Origin of the sequence: Neorhizobium sp. T6_25 (assembly GCF_002968555.1) — a bacterium.
Taxonomy (GTDB): Bacteria; Pseudomonadota; Alphaproteobacteria; order Rhizobiales; family Rhizobiaceae; genus Neorhizobium.
The window spans coordinates 246296-260388 of sequence record NZ_PVBL01000001.1; the positions used below are offsets into that span (position 1 = coordinate 246296).

The window sequence follows — 14093 nt, forward strand, 5'->3', positions numbered from 1 at the left end:
GGCCTGGGAAAATGCCCAATGGCCGGACCCTCGGTGGTAGATCGCCTTCGCGTCGGGCACTCTCAACGGGATGGCCTCCCCTTCCCCTGCCCTAAGCTAAAACCGCCAACTCAAAAGCGAGGGCCGACTTTCGGCAGAGTGCTTCAGTTGAAATCGGAAGAAATCAATCCACTGTCGCGTCAGCGACCACGACTTTGTCGAGATCTGCAACAAACTGAAATCGACGCCGGTCAGTGCCTTGGCTAGAAGGCGCCGGCGGAAGGGTTCCGAGAAACGCCGCGCCCAGATCAGGCACACGGGATAGACGTGGAAGGCGCGCAGGTCGCGGTTCGCCATGAATCTACATAGTGTACACCTTTGCCAACAGGTCCCAGTTGCGCGAAGTCTCCGTTTATACCACTGTGTAGCGGTGACAGAGGGTACAGTGATGGATCATAAGAAGCCCAACCCGATTGACATACATGTTGGATCAAGGATCCGACTGAGGCGGGCCATGCTAAAGATGTCTCAGGAGAAACTAGCCGACGGGCTTGGTATTACTTTCCAGCAAGTGCAGAAATACGAAAAGGGAGCCAATCGAGTTGGCGCGAGTCGTCTTCAGATGATTGCGACTATACTGAGCGCTCCTGTTGGTTATTTCTTTGCCGATGCGCCAACCCCGTCGTCGACAACCGATAGCAAGCCTGTCGTGCACGAGGAAGATGCGGTGACCTCCTTTCTGGCAACCCGCGAGGGGGTGGAACTCAATCTGGCGTTCCAGAGGGTGGCAAATGCGAAGCTGCGCCAAAACATCGTTCAACTGGTCAAATCCTTAGGGGCCCCGTCAGATCCGGATCGCCATCACGCGGGTCCGGGCGTGACGCGTTAGCGGATCGTTCCGATGCTCCGGCTTGTGACATTCGGGGGTCTTTGGCTTGCTGACGAGGAACGAGGGACGGTGCCATTACCACAGAAGGCACTGTTCGGCCTCGCCTATATGTTGGCCAGCGGTGAAGTTGAGCTGCCGCGAGACTATCTGGCGCGGCTGCTTTGGGCAGGCGATCAAGACGCCGCCAAGATCAACTTTCGAAAGATGACCGAGCGCGTGCGCAAATGCGCCATGGACGGCTGGCCTGCTCCACTCGATTTCACTTCTTCGACCGTTCTGCGGTCCGCCGAGCCCGTTGAGGCGGATTTCTCCGTCTTTTCCAATGATGTTGAAGCGCTGCCGCGACTGAACGCGATGTCGAAATTGATGACGCGGCCGTTCATGGACGAAGCCAATTTACCCGTCGGCATGAAACCATGGGTCGAGAAACAGCGGTCGGTCCAGTGGCAACGTTTTCGCGCGGGACTGTTCGAGGCACAAGCCGCCGCGGCAAGTCGATCGGAATGGACTGATGTTAAGGATAGCGCAAAACAGCTCCTCGAACGCGATCCGGGCGATTCCGCCGTACGCGAGGTGCTGCTTGGTGCGCATCGTCATGAAGACCAAATTGGATCCTCTAGATCATCGATCGGTCGAAGCGAGTTCACGTTGCCCATCGGGACCGCAATCGTCCCCCCAATGCCCATGGAACTCCCCCGGCTGGTATTACTTCCTCCGCAGGAAGCGGAGCAAAACTCTGCTTATCCAGCCCGCGCATTGATGGAAGATATCACGATAAGTCTTTGCTCCTTGAGGACGGTGGCGGTCGTTGCTCCGTATACGGCAGCCCGCATCCGGCAGGATGCGGATAAGATGGCCCAGCTGGAGAGACATTCCATCTCCTACGTCCTTGACACCAACATCAGCAGCGAGGGCCTCTTCGTACAGATGGTATTCCTTCCCTCGGACAGCGTTTTGTGGGCGGAGCGCTTCCGCCTCAATGCCAGCTCACTTGCTTCACATCGCAGACAAGTGGCACAGATGATCGTGATGGCCATCAGCGACCACCTTCAGCGCACCGAAATTGTGCTCGCTGATTACCGTGCTCATCCGGACGTCTATAGGTCCTATCTAGCAAGCGCCCAGCATCTCAACAAATTCACGCTCCCTGACCTGCGCCGGGCCAGAAACGCCTTTCGAGAAACGCTGAGAATCAGCGGGGATTTCGCGCCGGCGTTGGCGGGTTTGTCCCGTACCTACTCCTGGGAATGGGTCTTGACGGCGCGGGGAGAGACCGAGCTGCTGGTTCAGGCGGAAGAAACTGCAAGAAAAGCGGTGGCCCTGCAGCCAGAACTGGCATCGGCGCACCGGGAACTGGGGCTTTCGAGGCTTTACCGCGGCGATGTCGACGGAAGCCTGCAGGCATTCGATCGCGCGGAGGGGTTGAGCCCACACCTTGCCGACGCTATATGCGGGTATGCCGATGCTCTGGTTCATGCATCGAAGCCTGCCGATGGGTTGGCGAAGATCAGCAAAGCTATCCGCTTAAATCCGATATGCCCCGACGATTATTTCTGGATTGCGGCCGGCGCCAGCTATTTCCTGGGCGAATTTCATCAGGCTATTAGCTACATAGATAAAATGGGGGACTCCTCGTCGGCCCGGAGATTGCTTGCGGCGAGTTATGCTATGGCTGGCGATACCGCGAAGGCACGCGTGCATCGTCGCAGGGCTCGGGAACTCAACCCGCACTTCGATCTCGACAAATGGCTCTCGGTGCTTCCGGTGAAAGAACAATGGCAAAAGGAACTCTATCGAGAGGGCCTCCTGAAGGCCGGTTTTTAGATTTTCGCGCCAACAACGTGAGGGGTAAGATATGGCAAGAGTTGTGATAATCGGGTTGCCCGGAGACGATCAGCTTTATCTCGCGGACATTGACGCGGGAACGGTCCTGCCGATGCAGCCGCCAGTTTCCGGCCCGCTGGCTGCGGCAAACGCTCTTAGAAATGCGGGGGGAACAATTATCAAAGACGTCAATTTGGCGGTTGCAGTCTCCTCTTCCGGACAGGCTTTCTCCGGTGTCTTCGATGGCTAAGCTGCCCACAGCGTAAGGGATGGACCGCATCTGCTTACCCGAGGAGACTTATGAGCGGGTACGTCCTTTTTTGAAGACGCTTGGAATAACCCGTATCGGCCGCCAGACCGGACTCGATCATATCGGCATTCCGGTTTGGTGCGCCTATACTCCAAACGCCAAATCGATCGTCGTTGCTCAAGGCAAAGGACTTACCGATGCCGATGCGAGAACATCCGCGGTCATGGAGGCGATAGAGCGGGCTGCCGCTTGCGATCCGTTCCTGTCAATCAAGAATGTCTGCGCGTCAGCTCTTTCAGATGCTGCCGAGCGTGTCGACTTGCTTGTGCCGCTCCTTGGCCGGAACCAGTCCCCTCCCCGAGCAACCGACACTATGGCATTCGCGGCGGGAGAAGACCTCTTCAGTTTTGATCGCGTCCACGTTCCGGCCGAAGCCGTGTCACTTGATCGGACCCTGTCGAACTGCCGGTACTGGCAATCTTCGGATGGCCTTGCATCGGGCAACACGCAGGACGAGGCAATTTTCCACGGCCTTCTGGAGCGTATCGAACGCGACGCTCATGTCTTGTGGCAGGTTCTTCCTGAATCCAGCCAGCACTCCAGGTGTCTGGAACCGAACGCTTTCAGCGATGAGGACGTTAGGTCCCTTATCGTGAAGATCGAGGATGCGGGCATCCTGCTGCGCATGTTCGACATGACAAGCGATATCGGCATACCGTGTATCGGCGCCTTCCTTGCGGCGAAAACCGCGCTCGCGTCGCGTGCGCCCCGATATGTCGACGTGACGTTCGGCTGCGGCGCCCATCCTTCCTCCGAGCGCGCTGCCATGCGCGCGCTGACGGAAGCCGCGCAGTCCCGGGTCACTTATATCAGTGGCGCCCGTGATGACGTATTTCATGAGACCTATCGGCGACCATTGCCGGAGCGGCTGCTAAAGTTGTTTTCTGCTGATCCTTCACGCGGCGTGCCCTTGCCGGGTCCGAGCGACCTTGCAGGCATCCTGGGGAACTTGAAGAGGTCGGGTATCACGCAGGCAATCGCGGTTCGATTGAGCGGGCCGGCATTACCCTTCGCGGTCGTCAAGATATTGGTGCCCGGATTGGAAAGTCCCGGGGGAGAGCGACGGCACAGATTTGGCGGCAGGGCGATGGCTGCATCGTTTACCTCATGAAAGTCCTCTTTGTCGGTCCAAGCCTGCCGGAGGCAGGACGTTTCGTCTCTGACGATATGATTGTGAGGCCGCCGGCGATGCAGGGAGACGTGCGGCTGGCGGTCGACCAAGGCGCGCGTGCCATCGGATTGATCGACGGCGCCTTCGAATATGTGGCTCCCGTCTGGCACAAGGAAATTCTCTACGGTCTCTCAAAAGGCGTGGCGGTCTTTGGAGCGGCGAGCATGGGTGCCTTGCGGGCGGCAGAGTGTCACGCCTTCGGCATGATTGGCATTGGGAAAATCTTTGCGGCCTATGCGAGCGAAACCCGTGTCGACGACGCGGATGTCGCACTGCTTCACGGACCGGAAGAGCTGGGATATGTCGCCATCACCATTCCGATGGTCAATGTAGACGCAACAGTCACTCGCTGTTGCACGCACGGGCTGATCTGCGGCCAGGAAGCGCGGCACCTCAAAACAAGCGCGCGATCCTTGTTCTTCAAGGCCCGTAGCTGGAACGCGATCGTGGCAAACTGCTCGGGGATTACCAGTGGGCGGGGCCGCGAAGTACTGCGAATTCTTCGCCACAATTATTTGGACCAAAAAAGAGCCGACGCCATAGCCTTGATCGATGCTCTGCGTCAGGTCGACACGTATTCTCCCTCCACCCACTTTGAATTTAACCGAACGTCTCTCTGGCGTGATGCCTAGCGTCATCAGCCATACGTTGTGTCACGCCGATGTCACGCCCGACGACCCTCAAAGAGTTTTAGATTGCCCACACAAGTTGGGGGTTGGTGCATGGCATTCTCGGATTTGCAAATTGATATGGAAGCAGAACTCGTCGCTCTGGCGAGACTGGTGATCTACGCGAGAGAGATCGCAAAAGGCCTCAAATCGATCGAGGTCGAGGCTGGATTTTCCGTGACGCTTGAAGCGATCACCAAGGAGCTTACTGGTGGTCCAGATGCTACGGCGACCAAGTACTCACGCAAAACATCAAGTCAAACCTATCAATGAGCGGGAACCGCGACCGGATCATGGTTGACGGTCGAGGTCGCTGAACGGTGCAGTGGGGGCGGCACAAAGGGCTCGACGGGCGGTATGGAAAGCACGTCGAGCCCTTGCCGCAGTGGGGTAACCGCTGGGGGCGGCCCTGCGGCAGTGGAACTTTCACACGGCTGTCGCCGTCGTCCAGTTCGGTCAGGAAGTGTAACGAATATCCAGTAAACTTCCACCACAACCAACGAGTACTGGGACAAAGTTTGCAGGCACGTGATCTCGTCGGCGCACAGGATCAAATGACAGCAACAACTCCGGCCATTCAGTCAAAATTGGCGAGAAGCTTCGGCAGATCCGCGGTGAGATCTTGGGGCAGTGCCAGGACATCACCTGCGACCCCTAAGCGCTCCCGGCGATCGCCGCTGCCGCCGTTCAATGAGCCGTTGGCTCTGAAATCAAGAAACCGAACGGATTCGGTTTGTCGCATTGAAAAGTTCAAGGACGAAATCGGATGAGACTGGCATGAGCGCGAGACTGTCAAAAACAGCTTCTGCTGAGCAGAACATACCGGCCCTCGGACTTCCAACCAGGCCCAATAACACGTCTGCCATGAACCCGCGCGGCCCACAGCGGCCATGGGTTCAAGTTGACCGCAGAACGGTTGCTGTTTCTCTAGCCCTTCTGAGCGGACTTTGGTTATTGGGAGCCGCAATCCTTGTCTATCTCCTCACATAGAGCGCTGATTGATCTCATGCTGCACTACGTGTCAGTTTCCGCGTTGAAGGCTTGCGGGCAGACGGCGCGGACGTGCACCCTTCGGGCTTCCAGCCGTAACAGGTCCAGGCTTTCTTCATCGCATCCTCAAATTATAGCGAGTCGTCGAGCCGGATGCCGCCGCCTTATTAGAGATCAATAGCCCAAGCTACGATCCCAGCGGGAATCCCGGCTATGATCACGCCAGCCAGCAGAGCCGAAATCATCTTGATCGCATTCGCACGTCGCGCCCGCCGCGCGTCCCACTCATAAACCATCACTCCGCCCTCACACACCCTGCTGCCTCAAAGTGAAACATCGCCGAGCCCGCGAGTCGAGTGGCTATTTAGAACATGGTAAAATTCCGGGGCCTCGGCCGGTCTTCGCCGACAAGACACCAAGGTGCGCAGGTCCAAAAAGAACAGGATTCGTCGGTTGTCCATTCGAGCCCTCAACTGTCTCTTGGCGGGCGGAATATTCCACAATCACGAGATGGTGCACTGTGACAGGTAGACTTTTCGATCTAGCCGGCGGCTGCATGCGCCGGAACATTGGCTCCCGGCAATCGGCATTGAGCGCTCGGGCATCGTTGGATGCGCGGAAGCCTTCTCCCGGCAGGTTGCTTTGATCTCGATGGAGATTGCAAAGAGGGGTCTCCACTTAATCCTCCGGTCGACACCGACGAAACGGCACGGGCTCGATGGCCGGGGCAAAGTCTCGGAGAGTAGCCTCGAACCGAGCGGCGTCGACGCTATCGTCTGGCAGCGCGCACGGCTAGCATCCCGATTAAGGCCTGCCAATTCGCCAATCTGGGCCAAAATTGTTTTGCACATTCAATCGGCTCCGCCTCAATGAGGCAAGAATGCGAAAGCTTAGTCTACGTCAAAAGGCGGCGATGTATTCGCGCGATGAAATAGTAGAATTTGCCTTGTAACGGCCAAGAGGGCGTCATGAGCAAACCGGCTTTCTTCGCAGTGATATTTCTCATCTCAACGCAAGCCACAGCCCAAATGGGCGATCGCTATGAATTCCACGCACGCAATCTGGAGCTTATAGATCGCGTTTGGTGGGTTCATGGCGTCGCCCTCGACAATCAACAAAATAGGACTTGGTGGTGCGTTTACTACGTCAATAGTCGTACGATCATAACGAAGCTGGAATGTTTGCGGAGACTGATTCCGTCAACGGATATAGATCCAAGCTGGTCTGGCGGGATCGGTATGGCCCTAGCGAGCAGAAACACTTTTCCGCCGAAGGTTGCTTGGTCACTGGATCCCTATACGGGTAATCTGGAGGCCTGTCTCTTGGTCACCAAACTGAGTTGTAAAGCGGTCCAGCTTGGCTCTTCTCCCAGGTTGCTAGAGTCTAGTTTGCCGTCGCCTTTCCGCATATGGAGATAGAGCTGCCGGGGTCGATATCACTTCTCTCATTTGACTGTCTTCCCCCAGCGGCAGGGACGCCGGTTGCTCGCGATCGTAGACTTCCCCCGACCGCACAAAAAGCGGTCGTAGCGTTTGGCCTGGCCGCTCATGGAAGCTGATCGTCAAAACCGCCCCGGACGCACGCGCCGAGCACTCGACACGATTGCTTCGGTCCTGCCCATGAAGCGGTGCGACGAACTGGCGGAACTGCTGACGGACCAGGACATTGAGATGCTGCGCCATCCTGTCAACGAAGACATGGGCGCCAATATTTTTCGCGCCTGACGTCTGATCTCTCCTACCTGCAGGCCTGCCGCTTTCCGGCACCAGAAGCTTGCTTCTGACGTTGTTGACCATCATCTGTAGGACCCGAAGAAAGCAGCGGACAGATCCGCAGCGCGGCCTGCCAGCCGAAGCGAGGAAAAGCTTCGAGTCCGAGCGACGATGAGTTTTCATTTTCCTGGGGTGACATCGCGCAGATGTGTAGATCGGGCTCCTATAAGCCGCTGCGGCGGTTTTTTTGGCCCACCCTTTTGACGACCCGGTTTCTTGGAACCGATCTTAGCGAAGTCAGCCTTTGGTACTTGGCGACACATCGCCATGATCAGGCAATCGACACTCTGTCGCGCGCGAGCGCAATCATTTGATACGCTGCTCAGTCCCGGCGTCGAAAAGATGGACATGGTTGCCGGAAAACGTCAGCCGGATGGCTTCGCCCGCCGCCACCACGCTCCTGCCGTTCAAGGCAATGACAATCTCAGGCGTTGTGGCAGTCGTGATGAACGTCACCGCGCCGGTCGTTTCGACTGCCGCGACGTCCACCTTGAAGCCGGCGGCGTCAGCCGCGGCTAAAGTAAGATGCTCCGGGCGGATGCCGACGATCAACTCACGCTCCGCCGGCAGCGGGCAATCGAACGGAATGGTTTGCGGCTCGGCAAGATCCAGAACAAGGGCTCTACCGTCAGGCGTCGGTCGCGCCGGAATGAAGTTCATCGCAGGCGAGCCGATGAAGCCGGCGACGAAGCGATTGCTAGGCCGGTCATACAAATCAAGCGGCTTGCCCTGCTGCTCGATGACGCCATTGCGCATCACGACGACATGATCCGCCATCGTCATGGCCTCGACCTGGTCATGGGTGACATAGACAGAGGTCGCGCCGAGGCGATCATGCAGCGCTCTGATCTCCTTGCGCATATGGACACGCAATGCTGCATCGAGGTTCGAGAGCGGTTCGTCGAAAAGGAAGGCCTGGGGGTTGCGGATGATTGCACGGCTCATCGCGACGCGTTGACGCTGCCCTCCCGACAGTTCCCGTGGATAGCGGTGCAGCAGGTTCGACAATCCGGTAATGGCCGCGACATCGGCGGCCGCCCTTTTCCTCTCCGCCTTTCCGACCCCGTTGATCTTCAGGCTGTAGGTCAGGTTCTGTTCGACGGTCATATGCGGGTAGAGCGCATAGGACTGGAATACCATGGCCAGATCGCGCTTTCGGGGTGGCACCCCGTTCATGCGCTTTCCGGCGATGATGAGATCGCCGCTCGATATTGTCTCGAGCCCCGCCAGCGAGCGCAGTAGCGTGGACTTGCCGCAGCCGGATGGGCCGACCAATGCGACGAACGAACCCTTCCGAATGGAAAGATCGATATCCTTCAGCGCGTGATAGGCACCGTAATATTTGTTGACGGCCGAGAGTTCGATCTGGTGGGTCATTTCAAGGCTCCCGATGTGAGTCCGGACACGATGCGACGCTGCAACAGAACGAAGATGGCAAGGATGGGCGTCACGTACATGGTGGCGTAGGCCATGATGTTGTTCCACTCGCTGGTGTTCGGCCCCATGAAGGAATTGAGCCCGACGCTGGCCGGCTGGAGCTGGATGTCCTGGATCATCGATTTGGAATAGACGAATTCGCCAAAGGCCTGCATGAAGATGAGGATGGCGCTGACCAGAATGCCGTTGCGCGCCAGTGGCAGAACGATGTTGAAGAAGGCGCCGATGCGGGAATTGCCGTCCACCAGCGCCGCCTCTTCCAACTCCATCGGCACGGCCATGAAGGTTGCGCGCACAAGCACGACGAAGAAGGGCATGCTTTTGGCGGTAATCGCCAGGACAACGGCAAGGCGCGGATATTCGAGCAGTCCCAGTTGCGAAAAGCCCACGAAGATCGGCGTTATCATCAGCGAGGCAGGCAGTACCTGAAACATCAGGATGAGGAAAAGCCCGACATCCACCCAGATGTTGCGATAGCGCGCCAGCACATAGGCACAGCCGGTGCCGAGGATCGCGATCAGGGCTACCGCACCGAAGGCGATGACGGTGGAATTCCACAGGTAGCGGCCCATATTCCGGCTTTCCCAGACATAGGCGAAGGTGCTCCATTGGGCCGACCAGGGCCAGAAGCTGGGCGGCGTGGCAAACATTTCCGAACCGCTTTTCAGCGCCGTCACGTACATCCAGTAGAGCGGGAAGAGATAGACCGCCGCCATCACGACGGACAGGGCGAGCAGCAGCCGGTTGCGTGCATTGTCACTCATCCGCGCACCTCGTGACGAGTGGAGCGGACATAGACGGCTGCGGCAAACATCACGAAGACGGTCATGATGACGGAAATGGCGGCCCCTTTGCCGAAATCATATTGCCGGAAGGAAAGATCCCAAGCCCAATATTGCGCAACATTGGAGGAATTGTTCGGCCCGCCATCGGTAATCGCGGCAAACAGATCGAACTGTTGCAGGGTGAAGATCAACCCGAGTGCGATGATGGCGCCGATGGTGGAGCGCATCATCGGCAAGGTGATGGTCCAGAAGCGCTGCCAGGCATTGGCGCCATCCATTTCCGCCGCCTCGTAGAGGTCTGCCGGGATGGCGGCAAGACCAGTGGCAAGCAGGATCATGTTGAAGGAGGTGCCAAGCCAGATATTGGCCAGGATGACCGCCCAGAGCGAAAAATTCGGATCCGACCGCCAGAAGATATTGCCGTTCATGAGGCCGGTTTGCTGCAACAGAAAATTAAGCACGCCGAAGTCGCCCGACAGAATCCAGTTCCAGATGGCGCCGACGACGAGGCCGGGCATGACCCAGGAAACCAGAAACAGGCCCCGCAACCAGGATGCGCCAGGAAAATTGATCCAGAAGAACAGGGCGAGCGCAAAGCCGACGAGGAACTGCCCCGTGATCGATCCCACCACGAAGACAATCGTGTTCCTGAGGATGGACATGGTTTCAGGCTGGGTGAACAGGTCCACATAGTTCTTGAAGCCGACGAACGGCCGGATGACGCTGCCAAGGCTGAACATGTCCACTTCCTGGAAGCTCATCAGGATGTTGTAGAGCAGCGGAAGTCCGGACAGCGCCAGGAGAAACGTGAAGGGGACCGCGACCAGAACAAGGTCGAAGCCACGGCCATCCGTGATGCTGGAGAACATTCTTTTCATCGAAACCTCGCTGAAGCCTGGAGGACGGCCCGGCGGTGGGTGCCGGGCCGTCACCGCGGGATGGCGGCTGTCTCAGCCCCCGATCGACTTGATCTTCGCGGCCGCCTGATCGAGCGCGGCCTTCGGCTCCATCTGGCCCGTCAGGGCTGCCTGAATCGCGTCCTGGACGGCTTTCGAGATTTTCGGCCATTCCGGCGAAGGGCCACGAGGCTGCGCATATTTCAGCTGTTCCACGAAGGTCGCGAGCGCTGAATCCTTCACGGCATTGCCCGTGGGCGGAACCGGAAGGTCGGAGCGGGCCGGCAGCTGGCCGAAATCCTTGTACATGGTCACATCCTTGGACGCGAAGAATTCCAAAGCCTTGAAGGCCTCCTTCGGATGCTTGGTGCTGGAAAAGATCGCCCAGTTGAAATCGCCCATGGCGGATGAACGCTGTGCGCCCTCGCTCGGCACCGGCAGAAGTGCCGTGCCCCACTGGAATTTGGCATCGCTTAACATCCGGTCGATTTCCCAGGGGCCGGAAATCGCCATGGCCGCATTTCCGGCATTGAAAGTGGCCGTCGAATCCCATTGGCTTCGGGTCAGCGTATCCGGCGAGGCCAGCTTTTCATCCAGCATCTGCTTCCAGACCGTCAGAGCCTTGACGGCACCTTCGCTGTTGATCGTTTTATAGGTGGCGCCGCCCATCTGCGCCCAGGGCAGGAACTGGAAAGTGCCCTCCTCGTTGGCTTTGGCGGAAAAGGTGAGGCCGTAGATGTTCTTGGACGGATTGGTGAGTTTTTTCGCCGTCGCCAACAGTTCGGCCCAGGTCTGCGGCGGCTTTTCGGGATCGAGACCTGCGGCCTTGAACAGATCCTTGTTGTAATAAAGTGCGATCGTGTTGGTCGCCTTCGGCACCCCGTAATATTTTTCGTCCCAGGTCACCGATTTCAGCGGGCCGGGGAAATAGTTTTCCGGCTTGATCACCTTGGATTGCCGGATCATGTCGGTCAGGTCCAGAAAGGCCTTGCGCGACGCGAACATGGCATGGTTGGGATTGTCGATGGTGATGATATCAGGCGCCTTGCCGGTCGAATAGGCGCGCATCGCCTCGCTCACCACATCGTCGAACTGAAGCTGGCGATATTCGATCTGGATGCCGTTCTTCTGCGCGTTGAATTCCTTGATGAGGTTCGGCGCGGGCTGGATATCGCGGTCCAGCGACCAGAGAACGAGCTTCACATCCTCCGCTCTCGCGCTGATGCCGGCAAATGACGCAGTGGCCAGAGCCAACGCAATGGAAATCATAGTCCTGCGGATACCCATGGTTCTCCTCCTTCTTGGTTATTCTCAATTCTCGTCCAGCTGGCGCAGAGCTCCTTCTCTGGCCAGCCGGCCTGCGCATCAGACCGGATCGACGACGAATGTGCCGCCCCTTGCCTGTTTCAGATGGTTCAAGGCGTGGATCTGGCCCGTCATTTCCAGCGCATCCCGGTAGACGGGATCATGCCATCCCTCAATGTCGATGGAGCCTGACCACCCGGCCAGCCGCAGTTCGGAAATAATGTCGGTCCAGTTGCTGTCGCCGAAACCCGGCGTACGCATGAAAACGAAGGGATGTTTTCCGAAGATACCGTGCTCGCGGATCACGTCCCAGCGGATGGTGGCATCCTTGCCGTGGACGTGGAAAATCCGCCGTGCCCATTTGCGGATCTGCGGCAAGGGCTCGATGAGATAGACCATCTGGTGGCAAGGCTCCCATTCAAGCCCGATATGCTCGTCCGGCGTCTCGTTGAAAATAAGTTCCCAGGCATCGGGGTTATGGGCGATGTTCCAGTCGCCGGTTGCCCAATTGCCGTCCATGGCGCAATTTTCAAAGGCAATGCGGATGCCCTTGTCGGCGGCGCGACGGGCAAGCTCGCTCCAGATTTGCCGGTAACGCGGCAGGCTTTCCGGCAGCGGCCTGTTGCGGATGCGCCCGGTGAAGCCGGCAACGCAGGTGGCGCCAAAATGATGGGCGTTGTCGATGCAGTCCTTCCAGCCCTGAAGCGTCTGGAGATCAAGGTCCGTTTCTTCCAGCGGATTGCCGAACATGCCGATGGTGGAGATGGTGATGTCCCGCTCGCCGATCGCCTCACGGCAGCGCTTGCCAAGCTCGGCGATGTCCTGGCCGTTGGTGGTCTGCCAGAAAAAGGGCTGGAAGCTTTCAAAGCCCATATCTGCAATTTGGGAAATCCGCTCGGCCGCGTGCCCTTTTGTGGCGCGGACCATGGTGCCGATGCGGATGGAATGGTTTGCCTGTCCGGTCATATTGCTGGCCCTTATGCTGCAAGGTCGATGGTTTGCCGGGACCTGGCGCTTTCAATCGCGCCAAACACCATGGCAAGGCTCTTGATGTTGTCCTGTCCCGCGGTTTCCGGCACGCCGCCGGTTTCGATCGCCGAGAGGAAATCGGCAATCACGCTGGCATGGCCGTGGGTCTCCTCCTCCCGGGCGGGCGGCAGAACCTCGATCGGTATTGCGCCGCGCAGCAACCCGCTGTCGCTTCCCGCAACCGAGGCGCGGAAGGCGTCTTCCCCGTCCCAGGTCAGCATTCCGTTTAAGCCGACAATGCGCCATTCGCTTTCCCAACTCGTGCGTTGGCCTTCGGCGCACCAGGAGCCGCGATAGGTGAAGACCACGTCGTCGGAGAGCTGAAACACGGCATTGGCGCTGGCGCCATGGGCATACCAGGAGCCCGGCGGATTTGTTTCCAGGCAGTAGACGGAAAGCGGTGTCTTGCCGGAAACGAAGCGCGCTGCGTCGAAAGTGTGGATCGCCATGTCCAGAAGCAGGACATTGTCCATCTGCTCACGGAAGCCGCCGAAATGCGGGGCGATGAAGAAATCGCAATGGATCGCGGTGATATCGCCAATCGCGCCGCTCTCGACGAAGCGCCGCATGCGCCGCACACCGGAAATGAACCGCCGGTTCTGCACGACGGAATGAATGCGCCCCGCAGCCTCGGCGGCGCGGATGAGGTCTGTCGCCTCCTCCATCGAGGTGGCCATGGGTTTTTCGCTCAGCACATGACATCCGTGAGAAAGCGCGGCCTTCACGACGGAATGGCGGGCGGCGGGAATGACGACGTCGAATACAATGTCTGCACCGGTTTCGCTGAGCACAGCGGTGAGATCGGATCCGACAGAGACGGGCTGAAGAGAAAACTCGGCGGCCAAGGCCTGCGCGACCGACACATCGAGATCGACCAGACCCGCGACGGTCAGCGCTTGCCTCAGCTTCGGCGTGGACTGGAGCGCACGCAGCCACCCTTTGGCCATGGCTCCGCAGCCACACAAAACGACCTTGTATGTCACCGACATCCTCCCATGCAATGTCTACGGCACGGCACCTCCTGTGCATCCGTAAACG

The 14093-nt window shown here is 58.4% G+C and carries 14 protein-coding genes; 7 read left to right on the top strand and 7 right to left on the bottom strand.

Annotation, left to right across the window (positions count from 1 at the left end; genetic code table 11):
• Positions 1 to 96 precede the first annotated feature (96 nt).
• Entirely contained in the window at positions 97 to 336 is a 240-nt protein-coding gene (locus C5L10_RS01100; RefSeq protein ID WP_105428150.1) for a hypothetical protein, read from the bottom strand.
• Positions 337 to 427: 91 nt separating this feature from the next.
• On the opposite strand from C5L10_RS01100, the gene C5L10_RS01105 reads away from it, so the two are divergent.
• The 7 genes from C5L10_RS01105 to C5L10_RS01135 all read left to right on the top strand — a co-directional run bounded on the left by C5L10_RS01105 (position 428) and on the right by C5L10_RS01135 (position 7555).
• Positions 428 to 868: a helix-turn-helix domain-containing protein gene (locus C5L10_RS01105; protein WP_105428151.1), complete on the top strand. Its 441-nt coding sequence runs from the start codon at positions 428 to 430 to the stop codon at positions 866 to 868.
• A 69-nt stretch (positions 869 to 937) separates the two neighbouring features.
• Positions 938 to 2692, top strand: coding sequence for a hypothetical protein (locus C5L10_RS01110; RefSeq protein WP_172716861.1), 1755 nt, complete (start codon positions 938 to 940; stop codon positions 2690 to 2692).
• Positions 2693 to 2723: 31 nt separating this feature from the next.
• Positions 2724 to 2942, top strand: a complete 219-nt coding sequence (locus tag C5L10_RS01115; protein ID WP_105428153.1) for a hypothetical protein — start codon at positions 2724 to 2726, stop codon at positions 2940 to 2942.
• Positions 2943 to 2961: 19 nt separating this feature from the next.
• Positions 2962 to 4113 carry a YcaO-like family protein gene (locus C5L10_RS01120; RefSeq protein ID WP_105428154.1) on the top strand — a complete coding sequence of 384 codons (1152 nt, stop codon included), beginning with the start codon at positions 2962 to 2964 and terminating at the stop codon, positions 4111 to 4113.
• Positions 4110 to 4805: a TfuA-like protein gene (locus C5L10_RS01125; protein ID WP_105428155.1), complete on the top strand. Its 696-nt coding sequence runs from the start codon at positions 4110 to 4112 to the stop codon at positions 4803 to 4805. The genes C5L10_RS01120 and C5L10_RS01125 overlap by 4 nt, the downstream gene beginning before the upstream one ends.
• A 90-nt stretch (positions 4806 to 4895) precedes the next feature.
• Positions 4896 to 5114 carry a hypothetical protein gene (locus tag C5L10_RS01130; protein ID WP_172716862.1) on the top strand — a complete coding sequence of 73 codons (219 nt, stop codon included), beginning with the start codon at positions 4896 to 4898 and terminating at the stop codon, positions 5112 to 5114.
• A 2264-nt stretch (positions 5115 to 7378) separates the two neighbouring features.
• Complete coding sequence (locus tag C5L10_RS01135) at positions 7379 to 7555, top strand: hypothetical protein (protein WP_371411897.1); 177 nt, start codon at positions 7379 to 7381, stop codon at positions 7553 to 7555.
• A gap of 354 nt (positions 7556 to 7909) precedes the next feature.
• Here C5L10_RS01135 and C5L10_RS01140 read toward each other — a convergent pair whose 3' ends face one another.
• From C5L10_RS01140 to C5L10_RS01165, 6 genes are all read right to left on the bottom strand, one after another.
• A complete protein-coding gene (locus tag C5L10_RS01140; RefSeq protein ID WP_105428157.1) occupies positions 7910 to 8980 on the bottom strand; it encodes an ABC transporter ATP-binding protein in 1071 nt (356 codons plus the stop codon).
• A complete protein-coding gene (locus C5L10_RS01145) occupies positions 8977 to 9804 on the bottom strand; it encodes a carbohydrate ABC transporter permease (RefSeq protein ID WP_105428158.1) in 828 nt (275 codons plus the stop codon). The genes C5L10_RS01140 and C5L10_RS01145 overlap by 4 nt, the downstream gene beginning before the upstream one ends.
• Positions 9801 to 10703, bottom strand: a complete 903-nt coding sequence (locus tag C5L10_RS01150; RefSeq protein WP_105428159.1) for a carbohydrate ABC transporter permease — start codon at positions 10701 to 10703, stop codon at positions 9801 to 9803. Before C5L10_RS01150 ends, C5L10_RS01145 begins: the two co-directional genes overlap by 4 nt.
• A gap of 72 nt (positions 10704 to 10775) precedes the next feature.
• Positions 10776 to 12008, bottom strand: a complete 1233-nt coding sequence (locus tag C5L10_RS01155) for a sugar ABC transporter substrate-binding protein (RefSeq protein WP_105428160.1) — start codon at positions 12006 to 12008, stop codon at positions 10776 to 10778.
• Between the two features lie 78 nt (positions 12009 to 12086).
• Entirely contained in the window at positions 12087 to 12992 is a 906-nt protein-coding gene (locus tag C5L10_RS01160; RefSeq protein ID WP_105428161.1) for a sugar phosphate isomerase/epimerase, read from the bottom strand.
• 11 nt (positions 12993 to 13003) lie between these two features.
• Positions 13004 to 14038: a Gfo/Idh/MocA family protein gene (locus tag C5L10_RS01165; protein ID WP_105428352.1), complete on the bottom strand. Its 1035-nt coding sequence runs from the start codon at positions 14036 to 14038 to the stop codon at positions 13004 to 13006.
• Between the last annotated feature and the right edge of the window lie 55 nt (positions 14039 to 14093).

Excerpts from the sequence above, each read along its gene's own strand:
- C5L10_RS01155 (WP_105428160.1), bottom strand. The coding sequence starts at position 12,008 with ATGGGTATCCGCAGGACTATGATTTCCATTGCGTTGGCTCTGGCCACT.
- C5L10_RS01150 (WP_105428159.1), bottom strand. The coding sequence starts at position 10,703 with ATGAAAAGAATGTTCTCCAGCATCACGGATGGCCGTGGCTTCGACCTT.
- C5L10_RS01125 (WP_105428155.1), top strand. The coding sequence starts at position 4,110 with ATGAAAGTCCTCTTTGTCGGTCCAAGCCTGCCGGAGGCAGGACGTTTC.
- C5L10_RS01105 (WP_105428151.1), top strand. The coding sequence starts at position 428 with ATGGATCATAAGAAGCCCAACCCGATTGACATACATGTTGGATCAAGG.
- C5L10_RS01135 (WP_371411897.1), top strand. The coding sequence starts at position 7,379 with ATGGAAGCTGATCGTCAAAACCGCCCCGGACGCACGCGCCGAGCACTC.
- C5L10_RS01140 (WP_105428157.1), bottom strand. The coding sequence starts at position 8,980 with ATGACCCACCAGATCGAACTCTCGGCCGTCAACAAATATTACGGTGCC.
- C5L10_RS01145 (WP_105428158.1), bottom strand. The coding sequence starts at position 9,804 with ATGAGTGACAATGCACGCAACCGGCTGCTGCTCGCCCTGTCCGTCGTG.
- C5L10_RS01115 (WP_105428153.1), top strand. The coding sequence starts at position 2,724 with ATGGCAAGAGTTGTGATAATCGGGTTGCCCGGAGACGATCAGCTTTAT.
- C5L10_RS01160 (WP_105428161.1), bottom strand. The coding sequence starts at position 12,992 with ATGACCGGACAGGCAAACCATTCCATCCGCATCGGCACCATGGTCCGC.
- C5L10_RS01130 (WP_172716862.1), top strand. The coding sequence starts at position 4,896 with ATGGCATTCTCGGATTTGCAAATTGATATGGAAGCAGAACTCGTCGCT.
- C5L10_RS01120 (WP_105428154.1), top strand. The coding sequence starts at position 2,962 with ATGGACCGCATCTGCTTACCCGAGGAGACTTATGAGCGGGTACGTCCT.
- C5L10_RS01100 (WP_105428150.1), bottom strand. The coding sequence starts at position 336 with ATGGCGAACCGCGACCTGCGCGCCTTCCACGTCTATCCCGTGTGCCTG.